The organism is Streptomyces sp. P5F9, assembly GCF_057961495.1.
In genome coordinates this window covers 1-18,980 of sequence record NZ_JBXVPZ010000173.1, presented here as the reverse complement: position 1 = coordinate 18,980, position 18,980 = coordinate 1, and the positions used below count along the sequence as shown (strand labels likewise).

The 18,980-nt window shown below is 71.3% G+C and carries 13 protein-coding genes; 5 read left to right on the top strand and 8 right to left on the bottom strand.

The genetic code is table 11. From position 1 onward, the window contains the following. The first annotated feature begins 139 nt into the window (after window positions 1-139). From AC31A1_RS25835 to AC31A1_RS25825, 3 genes are all read left to right on the top strand, one after another. Window positions 140-1,417, top strand: coding sequence for an HRDC domain-containing protein (locus AC31A1_RS25835; RefSeq protein ID WP_489655609.1), 1,278 nt, complete (start codon window positions 140-142; stop codon window positions 1,415-1,417). A gap of 278 nt (window positions 1,418-1,695) precedes the next feature. Next, window positions 1,696-2,913: a thiolase family protein gene (locus AC31A1_RS25830; protein WP_329259529.1), complete on the top strand. Its 1,218-nt coding sequence runs from the start codon at window positions 1,696-1,698 to the stop codon at window positions 2,911-2,913. After that, window positions 2,910-5,039, top strand: a complete 2,130-nt coding sequence (locus AC31A1_RS25825) for a 3-hydroxyacyl-CoA dehydrogenase NAD-binding domain-containing protein (protein WP_489655608.1) — start codon at window positions 2,910-2,912, stop codon at window positions 5,037-5,039. Before AC31A1_RS25830 ends, AC31A1_RS25825 begins: the two co-directional genes overlap by 4 nt. A 204-nt stretch (window positions 5,040-5,243) precedes the next feature. Here the strand turns inward: AC31A1_RS25825 and AC31A1_RS25820 are convergent, their stop codons facing one another. Genes AC31A1_RS25820 through AC31A1_RS25800 form a run of 5 tightly spaced genes read right to left on the bottom strand, consistent with a single transcriptional unit; the run spans window position 5,244 to window position 14,357 of the window. After that, window positions 5,244-7,211 carry a DUF8189 domain-containing protein gene (locus AC31A1_RS25820; protein ID WP_489655607.1) on the bottom strand — a complete coding sequence of 656 codons (1,968 nt, stop codon included), beginning with the start codon at window positions 7,209-7,211 and terminating at the stop codon, window positions 5,244-5,246. 32 nt (window positions 7,212-7,243) lie between these two features. Beyond that, the gene (locus AC31A1_RS25815; RefSeq protein ID WP_489655606.1) at window positions 7,244-9,340 is read right to left on the bottom strand and encodes a glycosyltransferase family 4 protein; all 2,097 of its coding nucleotides are present in this window, start codon (window positions 9,338-9,340) and stop codon (window positions 7,244-7,246) included. Beyond that, the gene (locus AC31A1_RS25810) at window positions 9,337-11,100 is read right to left on the bottom strand and encodes a stealth family protein (protein WP_489655605.1); all 1,764 of its coding nucleotides are present in this window, start codon (window positions 11,098-11,100) and stop codon (window positions 9,337-9,339) included. Before AC31A1_RS25810 ends, AC31A1_RS25815 begins: the two co-directional genes overlap by 4 nt. After that, entirely contained in the window at window positions 11,097-12,713 is a 1,617-nt protein-coding gene (locus AC31A1_RS25805) for a sugar phosphotransferase (protein ID WP_489655604.1), read from the bottom strand. Before AC31A1_RS25805 ends, AC31A1_RS25810 begins: the two co-directional genes overlap by 4 nt. A gap of 15 nt (window positions 12,714-12,728) precedes the next feature. Further along, window positions 12,729-14,357 carry a stealth family protein gene (locus AC31A1_RS25800; protein ID WP_489655603.1) on the bottom strand — a complete coding sequence of 543 codons (1,629 nt, stop codon included), beginning with the start codon at window positions 14,355-14,357 and terminating at the stop codon, window positions 12,729-12,731. A 306-nt stretch (window positions 14,358-14,663) separates the two neighbouring features. On the opposite strand from AC31A1_RS25800, the gene AC31A1_RS25795 reads away from it, so the two are divergent. Further along, window positions 14,664-15,755, top strand: a complete 1,092-nt coding sequence (locus AC31A1_RS25795; RefSeq protein ID WP_489655602.1) for an LCP family protein — start codon at window positions 14,664-14,666, stop codon at window positions 15,753-15,755. Window positions 15,756-15,881: 126 nt separating this feature from the next. Here the strand turns inward: AC31A1_RS25795 and AC31A1_RS25790 are convergent, their stop codons facing one another. Together AC31A1_RS25790 and AC31A1_RS25785 are read right to left on the bottom strand one after the other, a co-directional pair. Further along, a complete protein-coding gene (locus AC31A1_RS25790; RefSeq protein WP_489655601.1) occupies window positions 15,882-17,006 on the bottom strand; it encodes a DUF8189 domain-containing protein in 1,125 nt (374 codons plus the stop codon). A 212-nt stretch (window positions 17,007-17,218) separates the two neighbouring features. Then, window positions 17,219-18,238, bottom strand: coding sequence for a hypothetical protein (locus AC31A1_RS25785; RefSeq protein WP_489655600.1), 1,020 nt, complete (start codon window positions 18,236-18,238; stop codon window positions 17,219-17,221). 68 nt (window positions 18,239-18,306) lie between these two features. On the opposite strand from AC31A1_RS25785, the gene AC31A1_RS25780 reads away from it, so the two are divergent. Beyond that, a complete protein-coding gene (locus AC31A1_RS25780; protein WP_366493236.1) occupies window positions 18,307-18,678 on the top strand; it encodes a PIN domain-containing protein in 372 nt (123 codons plus the stop codon). Window positions 18,679-18,752: 74 nt separating this feature from the next. On the opposite strand, the gene AC31A1_RS25775 is transcribed toward AC31A1_RS25780, so the two are convergent. Beyond that, on the bottom strand, window positions 18,753-18,980 hold a 228-nt coding region (locus AC31A1_RS25775), incomplete at its 5' end, for an amino acid permease C-terminal domain-containing protein (protein ID WP_489655599.1).

The following is an 18,980-nucleotide window of genomic DNA, read 5'->3' as shown; positions in this document are numbered from 1 at the left end:
CCCCTTCCGCTCCCCTCCCGCTCCCCCTTCGAGCCGTGAACCGGATCTTTCACTTACCTGACTGGTTTACGACCCCCAGACGCCCGTCGACGGAACGTTCCGTCGGCGGGCGTTGTCCATACACGGATACCCTTGACAGGTGACCGACGCCCAAGAAACCGCAGCAGACAGTTCACTGCGAACCACCGGAGGCGCCCCTCCGGACGACGTCGAACCGGCGCCGATCCCTTTGCTTGAGCCCCGAGAGGGCATTCCGCCCGTGATCGCCGACGAGGACGCGCTCGCCGAGGTGATCGCGGCCTTCGCCGCCGGCACGGGTCCCGTGGCCGTCGACGCCGAGCGCGCGTCCGGCTACCGCTACGGGCAGCGCGCCTATCTGGTGCAGCTGCGCCGCGAGGGCGCGGGCACCGCACTGATCGACCCCGTCGCCTGCCCCGATCTGTCGGGCCTCGGTGAGGCCATCTCCGGCGTCGAGTGGGTGCTGCACGCCGCCACCCAGGACTTGCCCTGTCTGCGCGAGATAGGCATGGTGCCGACGCGGCTCTTCGACACCGAGCTGGCGGGTCGGCTCGCCGGATTCCCGCGGGTCGGCCTGGGCGCGATGGTCGAAGGTGTGCTCGGTTTCGTCCTGGAGAAGGGGCACTCCGCCGTCGACTGGTCCACCCGCCCGCTGCCCGAACCCTGGCTGCGCTACGCCGCCCTCGACGTCGAACTCCTCGTCGATCTGCGGGACGCGCTGGAGAAGGAACTCGACCGGCAGGGCAAGCTGGACTGGGCCCGCCAGGAGTTCGACGCGATCGCGGCCGCGCCGCCGGCCGAACCCCGCAAGGATCCGTGGCGTCGTACGTCCGGGATGCACAAGGTACGGCGGCGCCGGCAGCTCGGTGTCGTACGGGAGCTGTGGCAGACGCGGGACCGGATCGCGCAGCGCAGGGACGTGTCGCCGGGGAAGGTGCTGTCGGACGCGGCGATCGTGGAGGCCGCGCTCTCTCTTCCCGTCGACGTGCAGGCACTGGCCGCGTTGAACGGGTTCGGGCATCGGATGGGGCGGCGGCAGCTGGAACAGTGGCAGGCGGCGGTCGATCGGGCCAAGGCCCTGCCCGACTCGGCGCTGCCGCAGCCCGGTCAGCCGGTTACCGGGCCGCCTCCGCCCCGCGCCTGGGCCGACAAGGATCCCGAGGCCGCGGCTCGGTTGTCCGCGGCGCGTGCTGCCGTGTCGGCTGTGGCCGAGGGGCTCAACATGCCTCAGGAGAACCTCATTACTCCGGACACTGTGCGGCGGGTTTGCTGGGAGCCGCCGAGGAGTGTGGATGTGGAGTCCGTGGGGGCTGCGCTTGCCGGGTACGGGGCTCGGGCTTGGCAGGTTGAGCAGGTCGCGCCGGTTTTGGTGGAGGCTTTGACCGCGAAGGCGCCGTAGGGGTTGTGCGTTGTTTTGCGGGTGCGGGTCCGTTGTGGCTGGTCGCGCAGTTCCTCGCGCCCCTAAAGACAAAAGGACTCGGAAGCGGAACCTTGGCGTCGAGATCAAGCCAAGATCCTCAGGTAGCGCCCAGGGAACCGGGCGCGGGCGGGGTGTGACGTTCGCCGCTCCCGGCCCCGGGGGTGGGCAGCTTGGTTACCCACAAGTAGCATGGGTACTGAGCGCGCGCTCAGCGCATCGCGGCAGTGCCGATCCCGCACCCTGGAGGAGAGCCAATCGTGCCTCGTACCGTCAGGGACGTCGTCTTCGTCGACGGCGTCCGCACCCCGTTCGGCAAGGCGGGCCCGAAGGGCATCTACCACGAGACCCGGGCCGACGACCTCGTTGTGAAGGCGATCCGGGAGCTGCTGCGCCGCAACCCCGGACTCGATCCCGCGCAGATCGACGAGGTCGCCATCGCCGCGACCACGCAGATCGGTGACCAGGGGCTGACCCTGGGGAGGACCGCGGGAATTCTCGCCGGGCTGCCTCAGTCAGTCCCCGGTTACTCCATCGACCGCATGTGTGCGGGCGCGCTGACCGCCGTCACGACCACCGCGGGCTCCATCGCCTTCGGTGCCTACGACGCCGTCATCGCCGGTGGTGTCGAGCACATGGGCCGTCACCCCATGGGCGAGGGCGTGGACCCGAACCCGCGGTTCGTGAGCGAGAAGCTGGTCGACGACTCCGCGCTGTTCATGGGCATGACGGCGGAGAACCTGCACGACCGCTACCCGACGATCACCAAGCAGCGTGCCGACGAGTACGCGGTGCGTTCGCAGGAGAAGGCCGCCAAGGCGTACGCCAACGGCAAGATCCAGCAGGACCTGGTGCCGATCTCGGTGCGCAACACCAACGAGCAGGTGGGCGAGACCGGTTGGGGTCTGGTCACCGCCGACGAGCCGATGCGTCCGGGGACCACCCTGGAGAACCTCGCCGGTCTGAAGACGCCGTTCCGTGTGCACGGGCGGGTCACCGCGGGCAACGCGGCCGGGCTGAACGACGGTGCCACCGCGTCGATCATCGCCAGCGAGGACTTCGCGCGCGAGAACAACCTGCCGGTGAAGATGCGCCTCGTCTCGTACGCCTTCGCGGGCGTCGAGCCGGAGGTCATGGGCTACGGGCCGATCCCGGCGACGGAGAAGGCGCTCGCCAAGGCGGGCCTCTCGATCGAGGACATCAACCTCTTCGAGATCAACGAGGCCTTCGCCGTACAGGTGCTGGCCTTCCTGGAGCACTACGGCATCGCGGACGACGACGAGCGCGTCAACCAGTACGGCGGCGCGATCGCCTTCGGTCACCCGCTGGCCTCGTCGGGCGTCCGCCTGATGACGCAGCTGGCCCGTCAGTTCGAGGAGCAGCCGAACGTCCGCTACGGCCTGACGACGATGTGCGTCGGCTTCGGCATGGGCGCCACGGTCATCTGGGAGAACCCGCACTTCGAGGGGGACAAGTGAGCACCACCACCGAGCTTCTGAAGGGTGCGGCCGAGCTGTTCCCCGACGAGGTCGTGACGTCCGCGCACGTCCGTCACCTCGACCTGCCGTACGGCGCTGGGCGGTTCGCGCTCATCACGCTGGACAACGGCTTCGACCACACCAAGCCGACCACCTTCGGCCCGGCCTCTCTGGCGAACCTCAACACCGCCATCGACCAGGTCGAGAAGGAGGCGGCGGCCGGCGAGATCGTCGGTGTCGGCATCACCGGCAAGCCGTTCGTCTTCGCCGTCGGCGCGGACCTGAAGGGCGTCGAGCTCCTCAAGAACCACGACGACGCACTCGCCATCGGCAGGGGCGGCCACGAGGTCTTCAAGCGCCTCGCGGACATCGCGGTACCGACGTTCACCTACTACAACGGCGCGGCCATGGGCGGCGGTGTCGAGGTCGGTCTGCACTGCGAGTACCGCACGGTGTCGAAGCACATCGCGGCCTTCTCGCTGCCCGAGGTCTTCCTCGGCCTCGTCCCAGGCTGGGGCGGCTGCACGCTGCTGCCGAACCTGATCGGCGCCGACAAGGCCGTCTCGGTGATCATCGAGAACAGCCTCAACCAGAACAAGCAGCTCAAGGGCCAGCAGGTCTTCGACCTCGGGATCGCCGACGCGCTCTTCGAGGGCGCCGACTTCCTGGAGCAGTCGCTGATCTGGACGGCCAACGTCCTCAAGGGCGACATCAAGGTCGAGCGTCCGGCGATCGACCGCGGCGAGGCCTGGGACCAGGCCGTCGCCAAGGGCCGTTTCGTCGCGGACTCCAAGGTGCACGGCGCGGCCCCGGCCGCCTACCGCGCCCTCGACATCATCGGGGCCGCCAAGAACGGCGACCTCCAGCAGGGCTACGACGCCGAGGACCTGGCGCTCGCCGACCTGATCATGGGTGGCGAACTCCGCGCCGGTATCTACGCGTTCAACCTCGTCCAGAAGCGCGGCAAGCGTCCGGCGGGTGCGCCCGACAAGTCGCTGGCACGTCCGGTCACCAAGGTGGGTGTGGTCGGCGCCGGTCTGATGGCCTCGCAGCTCGCCCTGCTCTTCCTGCGCCGCCTCGAAGTGCCGGTCGTCCTCACGGACATCGACCAGGAGCGTGTCGACAAGGGTGTGGGCTACGTCCACGCCGAGATCGAGAAGCTGCTCGGCAAGGGCCGTATCAACCAGGACAAGGCCAACCGCCTCAAGGCCCTGGTCACCGGTGTGCTGGACAAGGCCGAGGGCTTCTCCGACGCCGACTTCATCATCGAGGCCGTCTTCGAGGAGATCGGCGTCAAGCAGCAGGTGTTCGCGGAGGTCGAGGCGGTCGCCCCGGCGCACGCGATCCTCGCCACCAACACATCCTCGCTGTCCGTCTCCGAGATGGCGTCGAAGCTCAAGAACCCCGAGCGGGTCGTGGGCTTCCACTTCTTCAACCCCGTGGCGATTCTGCCCCTGTTGGAGATCGTGCGCGGCGAGCAGACGGACGACGCCTCGCTCGCCACCGCGTTCGCGGTGGCCAAGAAGCTGAAGAAGACAGCGGTGTTGGTGAAGGACGCCCCGGCGTTCGTCGTCAACCGCATCCTCACCCGCTTCATGGGCGAGATCCAGAACGTCATCGACGAGGGCACCCCGGTCGCGGTCGCGGAGAAGGCCGTGGAGCCGCTCGGCCTGCCGATGTCCCCGCTGGTTCTCCTGGAGTTGGTCGGTCCGGCGATCGGTCTGCATGTCTCGGAGACCCTCAACCGGGCCTTCCCCGACCGCTTCACGGTCTCCCCGAACCTCGCGGCAGTCGTCAAGGCGGGCAAGCGCGGCTTCTACGTCTACGACAGCGGGAAGCCCGAACTCGACCCCGAGGTCGCGGCGTTGCTCAAGCAGGGCGACTCGGTGCTGACCGAGGAGCAGGTGCGGGATCGCGTCCTGGACGCGGTGGCGCAGGAGATCGGGCTGATGCTCGACGAGGGTGTCGTCGCCGAGGCCCAGGACATCGACCTGTGCCTGATCACGGGCGCCGGCTGGCCCTTCCACCTGGGCGGCATCACGCCGTACCTGGACCGGGAGGGTGTGTCGGAGCGGGTCAACGGCAAGCCGTTCCTGGCGCCGGGTCTGGCGAGCGTTCCGGCGTAACGACCGTCGTACGGGCGTGACTTGGAGAGGGCCTCCGCTTTCGGGCGGAGGCCCTCCTCTCATGCTTCGGCGTCGGCCGTCGCGTCCGTGTCGGCGGCGACGGTGACGGCGCCCGCGGTGAAGGCGCCGAGGAAGATTCTTCGTCCAACTGGCATGGGGTGTACGGCCTTTCTCTCGGCAGGATCGTCTGCGTCCGACCGTGTTCTACGACCGCCAGGGCCCCAGCGGACTGCCCACCGTCGGCGACAGCTGGCGGCGCACCCGCAGCCGGCCGTCCGTGCCGATGACGGCGACGACCAGGGCGCCTGTCGCGTCGTAGGCCATCGCCGGAGCGTGGGCGACCATGTCGCCGGACTCGTGCCAGTGCGTGCCGGAGACGTTCTTGTCCCGGTCGGGCATCGAGACGACGAGGCGGCCGCGGCTGCCCCGGTGGGCCAGGAAAGCCTCGCGGGCGCCACGCTCCGGAGCCCACAGCGCGGCCACCGCGCCCGTGCCGCCGTGTCCACCGAGCCCTGCGCCGGACCCGGGCCAGCGGCCGTCGGCGTGCTGGCGGTAGGCCATGACCTGCTGGGTGCCGGCTTCCCGGAAGTACAGGCAGGTGCGGCCGCCGCCCGAGTCGACGGCGGAGATGCCGCCGGTGGCGGGACGGCCCGTCTGGAGGGTGTCGTCGAGGAGGAAGGCGCCGCCGGGTTCGGCCTGGTGCCAGCGCCACACCGTGTTCTTGCCCGGCACGTACAGCTCGACCGTGCCGCGCTCGGTGGTCAGGGCCGTGCCCGCGTCCTGGACGAACCGTCCGCCGATGTTCTCCCACGGGCTCCAGGTGCCGTCGGTGTCCCGGCGGCGCACGCTGATGCCCTGGTCGAAGTTGCGGACGAAGACGTACAGGCGCCCGGCCGTGTCGACGGCGGCGGACGGCACGCCCGCCTCTCGCTGGCGGCGGCCGTCGCCGTGCGCCCAGTCGGGGTTCTCCAGGGTCTGCCAGCCGCTGAAGCCGTTGCCGCCGGGGTCCTGGACCGTGTGCACGACGTCGACGGTGACCCCGCCGCCCACCACCTGCTGGCGGCGCAGGCCGACGAGTTCCGCGGGGCCGCCGGGCGACCCGGTGACGGCCAGGGTGGACGCGATCCAGCCGTCGCCGAGGACGAAGGGGCCCTTCCACTCGCCGTCGCCCGGGCTCGTCTCCGTCCAGAACGCGAGCCGCCCGGCCAGCACCCCGAACGCGTTGAGCCGCCCGCCGGGCCCCAGGCGCAGCCAGTCGGTGGCCGGCGAGTAGCGGTAGGCGGAGCTCATCATGTGCGTGCTGCGGTACGGGTCGGGGCCCAGCTGCCGGTCGCCGCAGGTCTGGCAGGTGCCGTGCGGGCAGGCCGAGGGGGCGTCGAGACCGCCGTACGTGGCCAGGTACTCGGCTTTCTCCGCCGTCGCTGCCGAGTCGAGGTTGTGGCCCCAGAAACGGTTGGCGTAGGCGCGGTAGTGCTCGACGACCGGGTTGTGGCCGGCCTCCCGGTGCCGGGTGAGGGCGGCGAGCGCGAACTGTGCCGCGGTGGTGTGGTCGACGTGGTCCGAGCAGACGAACTCCTCACGGCCGCCGTCGTGTTCGGGGTCGGGGTCCATCGTGCGCACCGTCGTGGGACGGACGTGGTCGAGCAGCGCGGTCAGGGCGTCGGTCACCTGCTCGCGGGTGATGTGCTGGACCTGGCCGACGGTGCAGCCATGGACCGGCAGCGTGGCCTGGGTGCGCAGGGCGCCCTCCCACAGGTCGTGCAGGCGGGTGCGGGTGCCGCGCTCGGTGGGGGCGCCCTGGTGCAACTGGAGGAAGTAGAGGCTCACCGCGTCGTGGTCGACCAGGGTGAACCGCTCGGCGGCGAACCCGGGGACGAGATCGACGGGTTCGCGCTGCCAGGGGTGATCGCGGTCGCCGGTGGCCATCCGGGCGTACGCGGACCGCAGTCCGCAGCCGCGCTCGGTGCTGTAGCGGGCGAAGTCCGGTGGTACGGCGGCGCGTTGGGGCTCGTTGGTGTCGACGTTGATGCCGTCGCCCTCGCCCGCGGTGACGACCACCGTGGTGATCCGGTCACCGTCCTGGAGGGAGCGGACGAGGTCGGGGTTCATGAAGTACAGGTCGTCGTCCTGGTGAGCGACGATGTGCAGGACGGATCGGGCTGTCGTGGTCATCGGGCCTCCCAGGCCGTCGAGATCGGAAGGGCTCATCGGTCCACCACGTTCATGGCCATGGCGCCCGAGGCCGAGCAGTAGGGCCGTACCCACACGGGGCGGGCCGGGTGGACCGCGGCGTACGGAGAGGGCTCGTCCCCGACCAGCGGCACGGAAGGGTAGACGTAGGCGCCCTTGACGTCGGGGAAGTCCTCCAGCAGATGGCAGACGCGTACCTTGCGGCGGTCGTACGGGTCGGGCTGGAGCCACCAGTCCCAGTCCTCCCAGCGCTCCAGGCGGTGGTCGACGACGCGGCGCAACGGCACGTCGGCGCGGAACGCCTGGCGGCCGAGGACCTGGACGGGCGTGGAGAAGTTCTTCCCGTGCCGCCCGCGGCGGCTGACGATGAACAGCGCGCCCGGCTTGATCGGGCGTCCGCCGGTCAGCACGCCCCGAATCGTGATGGCGCCGTCCGCCGCCTCGACCCGGGCGCACTCGGCGTGCTCCTCGCGCAGGACGGTGCGCAGCATCAGTCGGCCGTTGGGCTGGGCGTAGGGGAGGTTCCAGCCGAGCGGGCCGGCCGGCGGGCGGGCCACCAGCCGGGCGCGGGCGTCGATGAGGGCCCGGGTGTCGCGGACGCCGGCCTTCATGTGGACGAAGGAGGCCTTGGAGGCGTTCATGGTCACCTGCCAGCGCCCGTCGCCGAGTTCGTCGAGGGCCGAGGGGGTGAGGACGGCGGTGTAGCGGATGCCGCCGTTGTCCAGGTCCTTGCGGGATGTGCGCAGCGGGAGGTCGGGGCGCCGGTTGCCGTCCGACGGCTTGTGACGCAGCACGAACTGCCAGCGCCGGCGGCCCTCTTCGGGCCCGTCGGCCGAGAAGCGCAGGAAGCCCGCGCCGTCCGCGGTGACGTCCACGGTGGCCGTGCCGAGGGAGACGGGCGGCACGGTGAGCAGGTCGGTGCCTCCCTTGCGGGCACCTGCCGGGGCCCGGTAGCCGCGGTGGACCGCGGCGCGGCGACGGGCGGCGTCCTCGAAGAGCTCCACATAGCGGTCGGCCACGGCCGCGGGGTCGTAGCGGGCGGCGTTGCGCAGTGCGGCGGCACCCATGGCGCGGCGCAGCTCGTCGTCGGCCATGAGGCGGCGCAGGCCCCAGGCGATGCCCTCGACGTCGCCGTTGGGGACGAGGAAGCCGTCCTCGCCGTCGCGCAGGATCTCCCTGGGGCCGACAGGACAGTCGGTGGAGACCACGGGCAGGCCGCAGCGCATGGCCTCGACCAGGGTCATGCCGAAGGACTCGGCGCTCGACGTGACGGCGGCGATGGAGCCCTTGGCCCATTCGGACTCGATCGGTGAGAAGCCGCCCATGAGCAACGCCCGTCCGGCGAGGCCGAGTTCGGTGACGAGGGCGCGCAGTTTCCCGGCCTCGCCGCCGTCGCCGTAGATGCGCAGCTGCCAGTCGGGGAACTCCTCGGCCAGTTGGCCGAAGGCGCGGATCAGGAGGTCGTAGCGCTTGATCTGGTGCATGCGGCCCGCGCTGACGACGACCTTGCGGGAGCAGTCGGAGGGCTCGACGAGCGGCTCCGGCACGCTGTTGGGGATGCCGACGACCGGGATGCCGGGGATCGGGGTGTGCTCCGTGAAGGAGTGGGCGTCGGCCTCGGTGACCGTGGTGATGGCGTCGAGGCGCGGGTAGACCCGGGCCATCTCCTCGCGTACCGCCGGCGGGATCGCCAGGTGGGTCATGTGTTCCTGGGCGACCCGCAGGGCGCCGTCCCGGGTGTGGGCGGCGACGAAGAGGTTGAGGCTGGGGCGGGTGCCGACCACCACGTCGGCGGACGTCCGTTGCAGGTCACGGATGATGCGCCCGTCGGTGAACCTGTTGTACTGGGCGTAGAACTCCTCTTGGCGCGGGACGACTTCGCTGGGTACCCCGCCGGCGGCGGCCCCGCGGTCGGAGGACCCGGGGCGCAGGTCCACGAGGGCGCGGACGGAGATGCGGGGGGAGATCTCGAACTTGGGGGTCGTGGCCCGCCGGAACACCGAGACGATCTCCACCTCGTGGTGGACGGAGAGTGCCTCGGCCAGGTTGATGACGGTGCGGTTGGTGCCGCCGATGCCGTAGATGTTGTTGATCAGGAACGAGATCTTCACCGGGCCGCGCGCTCCTTGCGCTCGAAGGGACTCGGCACCGGGTAGTAGGCGCGCAGGAACGTCTTGAGCATCTCCGTCTGCCGGTCGACGTCATGGCCGTCGGAGAGGGTGTCGTTGATGCAGAACGCCTGCCGGTCGCGGCGGGCCAGCAGGATGCCGAGCCGGCGCTGAATCTCGGGCTTGGCCAGGTCGAGGTAGGCGAAGGTGATGTTCGACGGCACGGCTCTGCCGGTGAAGTAGGCGTAGTAGTGGTACAGCGAGGACGGGATGGAGATGTCCTCGGCGCTGCGGAACCGGCTGTGCGAGGTCTGCCGGTGCTCCTGGGCGAACTCGCGCTCTATCTCCTCCAGGACGCTGCGGCGCAGGGCGTAGGGGGCGTGGCGGAGTTTCTGCACGATGGCGGTGCCGAAGTGTGCCTGGAGCAGGCGCCGGTTGTTCTTGCCGGCCGCGTCGACCGGGCGGTCCACGGGGCTGGGGTCCCAGCGGGGCACCTGGGACGGGGAGAAGAAGGTGCGGGTCATGCCGTTGGACAGGAAGAAGTCCTGCGGGGTGACGGGGCTGCCCAGGAACATGTCGTCGTTGAAGTACAGGAAGTGCTCCGACAGGCCCTTGATGTGGTGGAGCCGGCTCTCGATGGCATGCGAGTTGAAGGTGGGCAGCGCGGCGGGGTCGCCGAAGATCTCCGAGTGGTCGACGACGGTGATGCGCGGGTGGGTCTCGTTGAGCCAGGACGGTCGCTGACGGTCCGTCACCAGATGGACATGGCGCACCCAGGGGGCGTTCTGCTCCAACGCGCGCAGGGAGTACCGGAGTTCGTCGCGGCTGATGTAGCGGGCCGCGTTGGCGGACTCGCTGTGGTAGCCGTGCTCGCCGTAGGCGCCGCGCCGGCGTTGCCAGTTGGGGTCGCTGCCGTCGACCCAGGTGTAGACGACGTCGATCGGGAAGCGCACGTCCTCGGGCAGCGGGTCGGCGCAGGGCCGGATGGTGCGGACGGAGCGGGTGCGGCGGGTGTGCAGGGCCGCGAAGCCGGTGAGCCGGCTGACCGGGACGGCGACCCGGGGCTCGTCGAGGGCGACGTCCTCGGTCACCCGGTTGGGCCGGGGTGCCAGCAGGCGTCCTTCCTCGGGCCGCCAGAACTCGATGTCGCAGCCGTGCTCCAGGCCGAGGACCAGGGTGCCGGCGAGGTCGCTCCACACCATGCCGACGCGGAGCACGGCGGCCTGGTGGGCCAGGTCCCGGCCGCGCCGTGAGCCGGCCAGCACGGTGCGGCCCTGTGCGGCGGCGCCCCGGCAGGCCCGCAGGTAGACGGGGCTGCGGTCGGCGCAGCTCTCCAGCACCTGCTCGACCCGGTACCGGTCGGGCTCGGCGACGGCGAGGCAGGAGCGGAACTCGGAGGTGCCGCGCACGGCGAAGTAGTCGACGCCGGCTTCTTCCAGGGCGGTGACGACGAGTTCGAGGTTGGCCTCGCGCAGTCCGAGCGGCGACACGGTCGGCCGGACCAGGGCGATCCGCGATCCGTGTCCGGCGAGGGCCGCGAGGTGCTCGCCCGGGCCGAACAGATGCGGCCAACGCCGGCGGGCCCGGATGCCCCGCACCATGCGGGAGCCCAGGTTGACGGTGTGCAGCCGACGCAGCAGCCCCTTCAGCGCCATGCGCAGCCGCAGCGGGACACGACGGGCGATCCGGCGTCTGAGGCCTCTGGGGACAAGGATGCGGTATGCCCCGACCGCCGCGGAGGCCTCGGGGTTGCCCATACTCACGGCTGGTTGTCCGCCTCGTCTGTGTGGTGGTCGCCCTCGAAGATGCTCGGGACGGGGAAGTAGCGGTGCAGGAACCGGACGACGGCCCTGGTGCCGCCGCGGGCGCGTGCTTCGTCGGTGCCGAGGCCGAACAGCTGGATCTGCTGGGTGTCGCGGCGTACGAGGAGCCGGTCCAGGTGGGTGCCGATGCCGGGGAGTGCGGCGTGCAGCGCCACGGAGGGCTCGCCCGAGGGGTCGGCCAGGCCGGTGGTGTGGCCGAGGTGGTGCACCACGCCGTCCAGGGGATGCGTGCCGAGCAGGGCGGGCAGCCGCTGCGCGTCGTCGAGCGGCAGCGGCGCGGCGCCGGACCCGGCGAGCCTGGCCAGCGTCTCGACGCGGTACGGCTGCGGGCCGTGCGCGTAGCCGTGGGAGGCGACCCGGCTGGTGGCCGAGTACGCGGTGCGGGTCCACGGGGCGAAGGACTCCTGGGCGGTCCAGGGGCCGCGCCGGGGGCGGGTCGTGCCGTTCGGGGTGAAGTAGTCGAAGGCGCGGACGGGCCTGCCGAGCAGGGCTCCGGGACGCAGCAGCAGGAAGTGCTCGGCGAGGTCGGGCAGTTGGTGCAGGTGCCACTCGGCGCCCGGCCTGGCGCGGACCACGGTGAGCCGGTCGTCGGCCGCGAGCCAGGCCGGCGGCTCCGCCTCGGCGACCACGTGGACGACGTCCGTCCAGGGCGCGTACTGGTGCAGGGAGCGCAGCGCGGCCCGCAGCAGTTCCTCGCCCCAGGGCGTGGGGTGCTGCCACAGCAGGACCGCGTCCACCGGGAAGGTGATCTCTTCGAGCCGTACGACGTCGAAGTTCTCCAGCGTGATCGTCGGCGCCATGTCGCCGTCGGTGTCGCAGTAGCCGGACAGCCGGTCGATGCCGATCTCGATACCGGGTGCGTCGCTGGGCACCGTGCGCTGGACCCGGTTGGGGCGCGGCCCGACCAGTCGTTCGACGGGCAGGTCGGTGTTGGCGGTCCAGAACTCGATCTCGATGCCCTGGTCCTCCCCCACCCAGAGGTTCTCGGTGGGCTCGGTGCGCAGCCAGGTCAGGCGGATCACCTTGGCCTTGGCGTAGTGCTTCCACGCCTTCACATGGCTGCCCGGGGTCTGCTGGGTGTCGTTCTGCGCGGGTGACACAGAGACGACGTAGCCGGTCTGCTCCTCCAGCAACGCGCGTAGCACGCGGCGGACCGCGCCCTTGTCCTTGTGGTCGACGGCCAGGCTGATCCGCCGGTCGTCGAGCGCCGGGACCGCGAACCAGGGGATGTCGGCGGCGTCGAGGGCGTAGGTGACCATGTCGTGGTCGAGCCGGCGGGCCAGGTCGAGGGTGAGGCCGGTGTGCACGTGGCCGACCCTGCCGTCGGGTGCCTCGGTACGGCGCTCGGAGCGGCCGAGTTCCGCCCGGCGCACCTGGCGCAGGGCGCGCCGGTGCAGCCGTGCCTCACGGCGGCTCAGGGTGCGCGCGAGCCGCCGTTTGACCTTGCGCCGTACCCGCACCGGCACGGTGGTCGCGGCGGCGGAGCGCACCGGCTGGGGAACGAGGCGTTTGTAGACGTTGACCGCGGAGCTCATGGACGTCGGGTCCGACACGTCACGAACTCCGTTTCATCTCTCGTGGGGGCTTGGGGTGGGGAAGTAGGCGTTGAGGAAGCTGTCCAGCAGTTCCTGCTGCGACTCGATGTCCTCCGGTGTCGAGAAGGCGTCGTTGAGACAGAAGGAGTCCTGGTCCCGGCCGTCGAGCAGCCGTTGCAGGCGGTCCGCCAGGTCCGGCACGGCCAGCTGGAGATAGGTGAAGGGCATCGATCCCGGTTGCCCCCGGCCGGTCAGTGCCGCGTAGTAGAGCGCGAAGGACGAGGTCGGCGACAGATCGGTCATGGCCCGGAACCTGCTGGCCGAGGTCCGCGCCCAGGCCTCGGGGAAGTCGCGCTCGGCCTCTTCCATCGCGGAGCGCCGCAGGGCGTACGGGATGTGTTCCATCGGCTGGGTGATCACCCTGCCGAATCGTTCAAGCAGCAGGGCGCGGTTGTTCTTGCACGCGGCGTCGACCGGGGTGTCGGTCTCCGCGACCGGGCCCTGCGGGATGCGGTTGCGCGAAGGGAAGTAGCGGGCCGTGCCGCTCGGCGTGAAGAAGGCGTGCGGGGCCACCGGGCGGCCCATGAACATGTCGTCGTTGAAGTACAGGAAGTGTTCGGCCAGGCCCTCGATGTGGTGCAGCTGGCTCTCGATCGAGTGCGAGTTGAAGGTCGGCAGATCGGCCGGGTCGCGGAAGATCTCCCGGTGGGTGGCGATGCGCAGCCCGGGCAGGTCCTCGCGCAGCCAGGGCGGGACCTGGTCGTCGGTGACGATGTAGATGTTGCGGATCCACGGCGCGAACAGGTGCAGCGAGCGCACCGAGTAGCGCAGCTCGTCGCGGCTGATGAAGCGGGCGTCGCTCGCGGACTCGGCGTGGTAGACCTCGCCCTTCGCCTGCGCCTTGCGCTGCTGCCAGGACGGGTCGTCGCCGTCGACCCAGGTGTAGACGGCGTCGACGGGGAACGCGATGTCGTCGGCGCAGTTCACCAGGAACTCCGGGCGGGTGGCGAGCGCGGGCGCGAGGTGGCCCGGGGTCCAGTCCGAGACGAACCGGCTGAACAGGCGGGCCGCACCGAGAACGCCCGCGCCGTCGGCGGCGACGGCCCAGGTGGCCCGGTTGGCGCGGGGGGCGACGAGGTGGGTGCCGTGCCGCTGCCAGAACTCGATCGCGCAGCCGTATTCGTGCCCGAGCAGCAGGTGGCGGCCCGGGTCGGTGCGGGACCAGCTGATCTGGAGGACCCGCGCGCCGGCGATGTCGCGCCAGGCCTTGGGGTCGCGCGAGGAGACGGGCTTGGCCGGCCGGGGCGCGTCCGGGTCGATCACACCGAGATGCCCCGGGTACTGGCTCAGCCCGCGGAACACCACGGCGAGCACCCGGTCCCGGTCCTCCTCGGCGACGGCGACGACCGTGCCGTGGTCCGAGGTGCCGCGTACGGCGAAGTGGGCGACACCGGCCGAGTCGAGCAGTGCGGTGACCGCGGACCGGTTGGCCTCACGGGCCGCCAGCGGGGTCAGACCCGGCTCGACGTAGACGTCGCCGTGCTCGGCGGTGACCGTGGTGGGACCCGCCGCGGCGGGACGCTGTCGTACGACGCCGTCCCGCGCGGGGCGGCCCACCGGGCCCGCCGCCTGTCCAAGAGCATGATCGAACACGGTCGTCACGCCGCTCGCCCCCCACGGGCGGACGCACGCAATGGCACGGCCACCCCTCCACGACCACGTAAGACGACGGCAAGCGTGCCGTCGCCCGTTCACACCGAAAATTTAACGTTCACAGGATCGGCACATCATCATCAAGCGCTTACACAGCTGTCAACAAGGGACGGAAATGACACAGAACACATACAACCCTTACGTGATGTTGAACGTCTGATGACCGGTGGACGACCGTCCACCGCCGCAGACGGGCCCGGTCTCTCCCCCCACTCGTGCCCCGAGCTCACTGGTGACGAGAGAGGACCGACGCACATGACGCACGCCCTGACGGAGACGGACTCCCCGGGATCGAGGCGCGCGCCGTCCTCCCGCCGGGCCAAGCCGCCGCGCCGGCGCCGCCGCGTGTGGCGCTGGGTCGCGCTGAGTCTCGTCCTGCTGGTGCTGGCCGCGGGCGGCGTCGGCTACTGGCTCTACAGCGACCTGAACGGCAACATCAAGGGCGTCGACCTCGACAAGGCGATCGGTGACGACCGGCCGGAGAAGCTGCCCACCTCGGGACAGAACCTCCTGGTCCTGGGCTCCGACTCGCGGTCCGGCGCCAACGCGTCGCTGGGCACGGGCAACGTCTCCGGGGCGCGCTCCGACACCGCGCTGGTGATCCACGTACCGGAAGGCCGTGCGAAGGCGGTTGCCGTGAGCATCCCGCGCGACACCCTGGTCACACGTCCCGAGTGCACCGCGAAGGACGGCTCCGCGCTTCCCTCGAAGAAGCGCGTGATGTTCAACTCCGTCTACTCGCTCGCCGGTCCGGCCTGTGTGGTCAAGACCGTCGAGCAGATGTCCGGGGTACGGATGGACCACTTCGTGGAGGTCGACTTCGCGGGATTCAAGGGGCTGGTGGACGCGATAGGCGGGGTCACCGTCACCGTCGACCAGGACATCCACGACAAGTCCAGCGGCCTGGATCTGACCGCCGGCACGCACAAGCTCGACGGCACCCGGTCGTTGCAGTTCGTCCGCACCCGGCACGGCATCGGCGACGGCAGTGACCTCGGACGCATCGGGCTCCAGCAGCAGTTCCTGATCGCGCTGCTGAGCGAGATCAAGAAGCAGGACCTCCTCGGCAGCCCCACCAAGGCATACAGGATCGCCGACAACCTCACCGAGTCGCTCACCACCGACTCGGGCCTCGCCTCGCTCACCAAGCTCGCCGAGTTCGGACGCAGCATGAACGGCATCGATCCGTCCACCATGGAGACGATCATGCTGCCCGTGCGGTACGACACCCAGGACCCGAACCGCGTCGTGGCCGCGCAACCGCAGGCCGGCCAGTTGTGGCAGGCCCTGCGCAAGGACCAGCGGATTCCCGAGTCGGCGAAGAAGTCACCGGCGACCGGGGGTTAGGGCCTGTCCGGCGGATCATGCCGCAGACGCGGGGCCTGGCACGCCCTCCCCCACTGCCTTAAAGGCGTGGGGGGACCCCCAGCGGCGTTGTCGTCGGTTGCCAACGCTCCGCGTTGCCGCCCGTCGTCAGACGCGCAGCGACGGAGCCAGTGCCAGACCGGGGCCCCCGGTCTGGCGGGCGACGCGCAGAGCGCCGTCGGGGCCGATCACCGCGAGCACGACACGGCCGTTCCCGTCCAGGGCGAGCGCCGGGGCGCCGACGCAGCGCTCACCGGTCGGGGACCACCACAGGCCCGCCTGCTCGTTCTCGGCGCCGAACGCGCTGAGCATGACCTGCCCCTCGTGATCACGGTGGGCCAGCACCGTGCAGTCGTACCCGTCGAGCACCGCGCGCATCGACGTGACGGGATGCTCGGCCACCGCCCCGCCGAGGGGTATCAGCCAGCCGCCGGGGCGATGGCCGACGAGCTGTCCGCTGTCCCGGTCGGTCCAGTAGTACGTCGCCCTGTCCGGTGCCGTCTCCAGCGCCGTGGGCGTGCCCGGAGCCACCCGCACCGGGATGTTCGGCTCCTGCCGGAAGTCGCCGTCGGCCTCGGCCTGCCGCCACCACATGGCGTCCTGGTCGCCGCCCGCCAGCACCTCGATGCGCCCTGAGGCGTGCGCGACCACGGCCGGTCCGTCCTGGACCCCGCTGCCCTTGAGGTCTTCCCAGGGCTCCCACTTCCCGGTGGCGCCCTCCCGGCGCAGCATCAGTCCCCGGCCCGCGTTGCGCGCGAAGACGTGCACCCGTCCCGACGCGCTGACCGCGGCCGCCGGGACGCCGAACCGGGCCGCCTTCTCCCGGTCCTTGTGCGGATTGCCCAGCGACCGCCACTCGGTGACCGTGCGGCCGGTCTGGTACTGGATGGCGTGGACGATGTCGACGGCGGGCGGCCCGTCGCCCTTGCGGGTCTCGCGTCGCCCCAGGAAGTGGACGTAGGCGTCGGCCCCCTGGACCACCGAGACGTGGGTCAGGTCCGGCACCGGGAAGAAGTCGGGCCCCGTCCAGTCCGGGCCGCCCGGCCGGGTCTCCGTCCAGCGCAGCAGCCCGGCGCGGGTGCGGGCGTACGCGGTCAGCCTGCCGTCCTTGCCGAGCACGAGCCAGCGGCCGTCCAGGGTCGTCTCGGCGGTGTACCGCCCGGTTTCCGTGTGTGCGACGACGCTGTCGTCCGTTCTGCGTCGGGCGGCGCCGCGCCCGGATCCGGTCCGCATGACGTGGCCCGCCCCTTCCATGACTCCCGGCACGGCTGACCTGCCGATTCCCCCGGACACCTGTTGCGCGGGGCCGCCGAGCGCGCCCCATCATAAGTCGAACACTTGGCGAACACGGTGTGACGGCTGTGCGCCTGCCTGGCTCGGACCAGCACGTCTCCCGGGGCGAGCCATGACAACGGGCCGGCCGCACAACGACGCGAGCGAGCCCGTCAGACCTCCCGCCACGCCTCCAGCGCCAGCCCAGCCTCCTCCTTCCGCCGCGTGACGAGCAGTTGACCGGTGGACGGCGACACCGTCGCCGCGGCCACCCGCTCGTCCTCGTCCAGCGTCAGCGACACCTCGGCGTCCGCCGGGAGTTGGGGCCCCGACTCGGTCCACCAGGCGCCCGCGGACTCCTGTTCCGTGGGATACGCGGCGAAGGCGACCCGGCCGCTCGCCGAGCGCTGGGCGAGCAACGTGCAGTCGTGGCCGTCGAGTTCGCAGCGGACCGCGGACACCGGGCCGGGGCCGGCCGAGGGGAGGAGGGTGAGCGGCTTGGCGCCGGGGCGCCAGACGCAGAGGTCGCCGGAGTCGTCCGTGTAGAAGAGGGTGGTGCTCTCGGGGGAGGTGGGCAGCGCGCGGAGTGTTCCCGGGCGGACCCCGGCCTCCATCGCCTCCTCCAGCACCGGCTGGTCGCCCGGCTCCTCCTGGCGCCAGTGCAGGATCGCGCCCGGTACCGCCGCGTACAGCTCGACTCTGCCGGACTCCCCCGTCACCGCCGCCAGGTCCTCGTGGACGTCGCTCCCCTTGAGGTCGCGCCACGGGTCCCAGCCGCCCTTCTCCCGTTGGGCCAGCAGGCTGACACCGGCCCCCGCGTTGCGTACGAAGACATGGGCCCGGCCCTCCGCGTCGACCGCGATCGCCGGTACGCCGGTGCGGTCGCCCTTCTTGTTCGGGTGGCCGACCGGGCTCCAGTCGAGGGCCGCGAGCCGGGGGCGGAAGTGCGTGGAGTGGACCAGTCCGGACTCGCCGGCCGCCGTGGGGCGCCAGGACACGAGGTGGGCGTAGCCGTCCGCGCCCTGTCCGATGCCGAGCGGCCCGGGGTGCAGCTTCTGGTCGCCGCCGACCTTGCGCGGGGCGCTCCAGAGGCCGCCGGGGCCGCGTTCCGCCCGGCACAGGACGGCGTCGCCCGAGGGCAGATACACACTGAGCCGGCCGTCGCGGCCGCGTATGAGCCAGTCGCCGTTCACCGGTTCACTGTAATTGGGGCGGGTACTTCCGCGCGGGGCACCCCCCGCCCGCATGCGACCCTTGCCCCATGGACGAGGACACTCCCCTGCTGGTGGTCGTCGACGGCGCGAACGTCGTCGGGTCGGTGCCCGACGGCTGGTGGCGCGACCGCAAGGGCGCCGCCGAGCGCCTCCGCGACCGGCTCGCGAGCGACGGTCTGCCGGGCCGCACGGACCCCGTGGAACTCGTCCTCGTCGTGGAGGGCGCCGCCCGCGGCGTGGCGTCCGTTCCGGGCGTACGGGTGGACTCGGCACCCGGCAGCGGCGACGACCGGATGGTCGAACTCGTCGCCGAGGCCGCCGGCCGGCCCTGCCTGGTGGTCACCGCGGACCGTGAACTCCGGCGCCGGGTCACGGAGTTGGGCGCGGAGGTCACCGGTCCGCGCAGCGTACGCGGCTGACGTACCTATCACACGGCCCCGCAAGTCCCCTCCGCCGAGCGGGACTTACGGGGCCGGGCGGCCAACTGGCGTGTCTACGGGGCGTTTCCGGTGGTCGGGGTCGCGGACTTGCCCGCCTCCGCCGCCTGTTGCAGGCCCAGGCGGCTGTGCGTACGGCCGTAGAGGAAGTACACGGCGAAGCCGATCGCCATCCAGATGGCGAAGCGGAGCCAGGTCTCGGCGGGGAGGTTGAGCATCAGCCAGAGGGAGGCCAGGACCGAGACGATCGGGAGGGCCGGGACCAGGGGGGTGCGGAAGGAGCG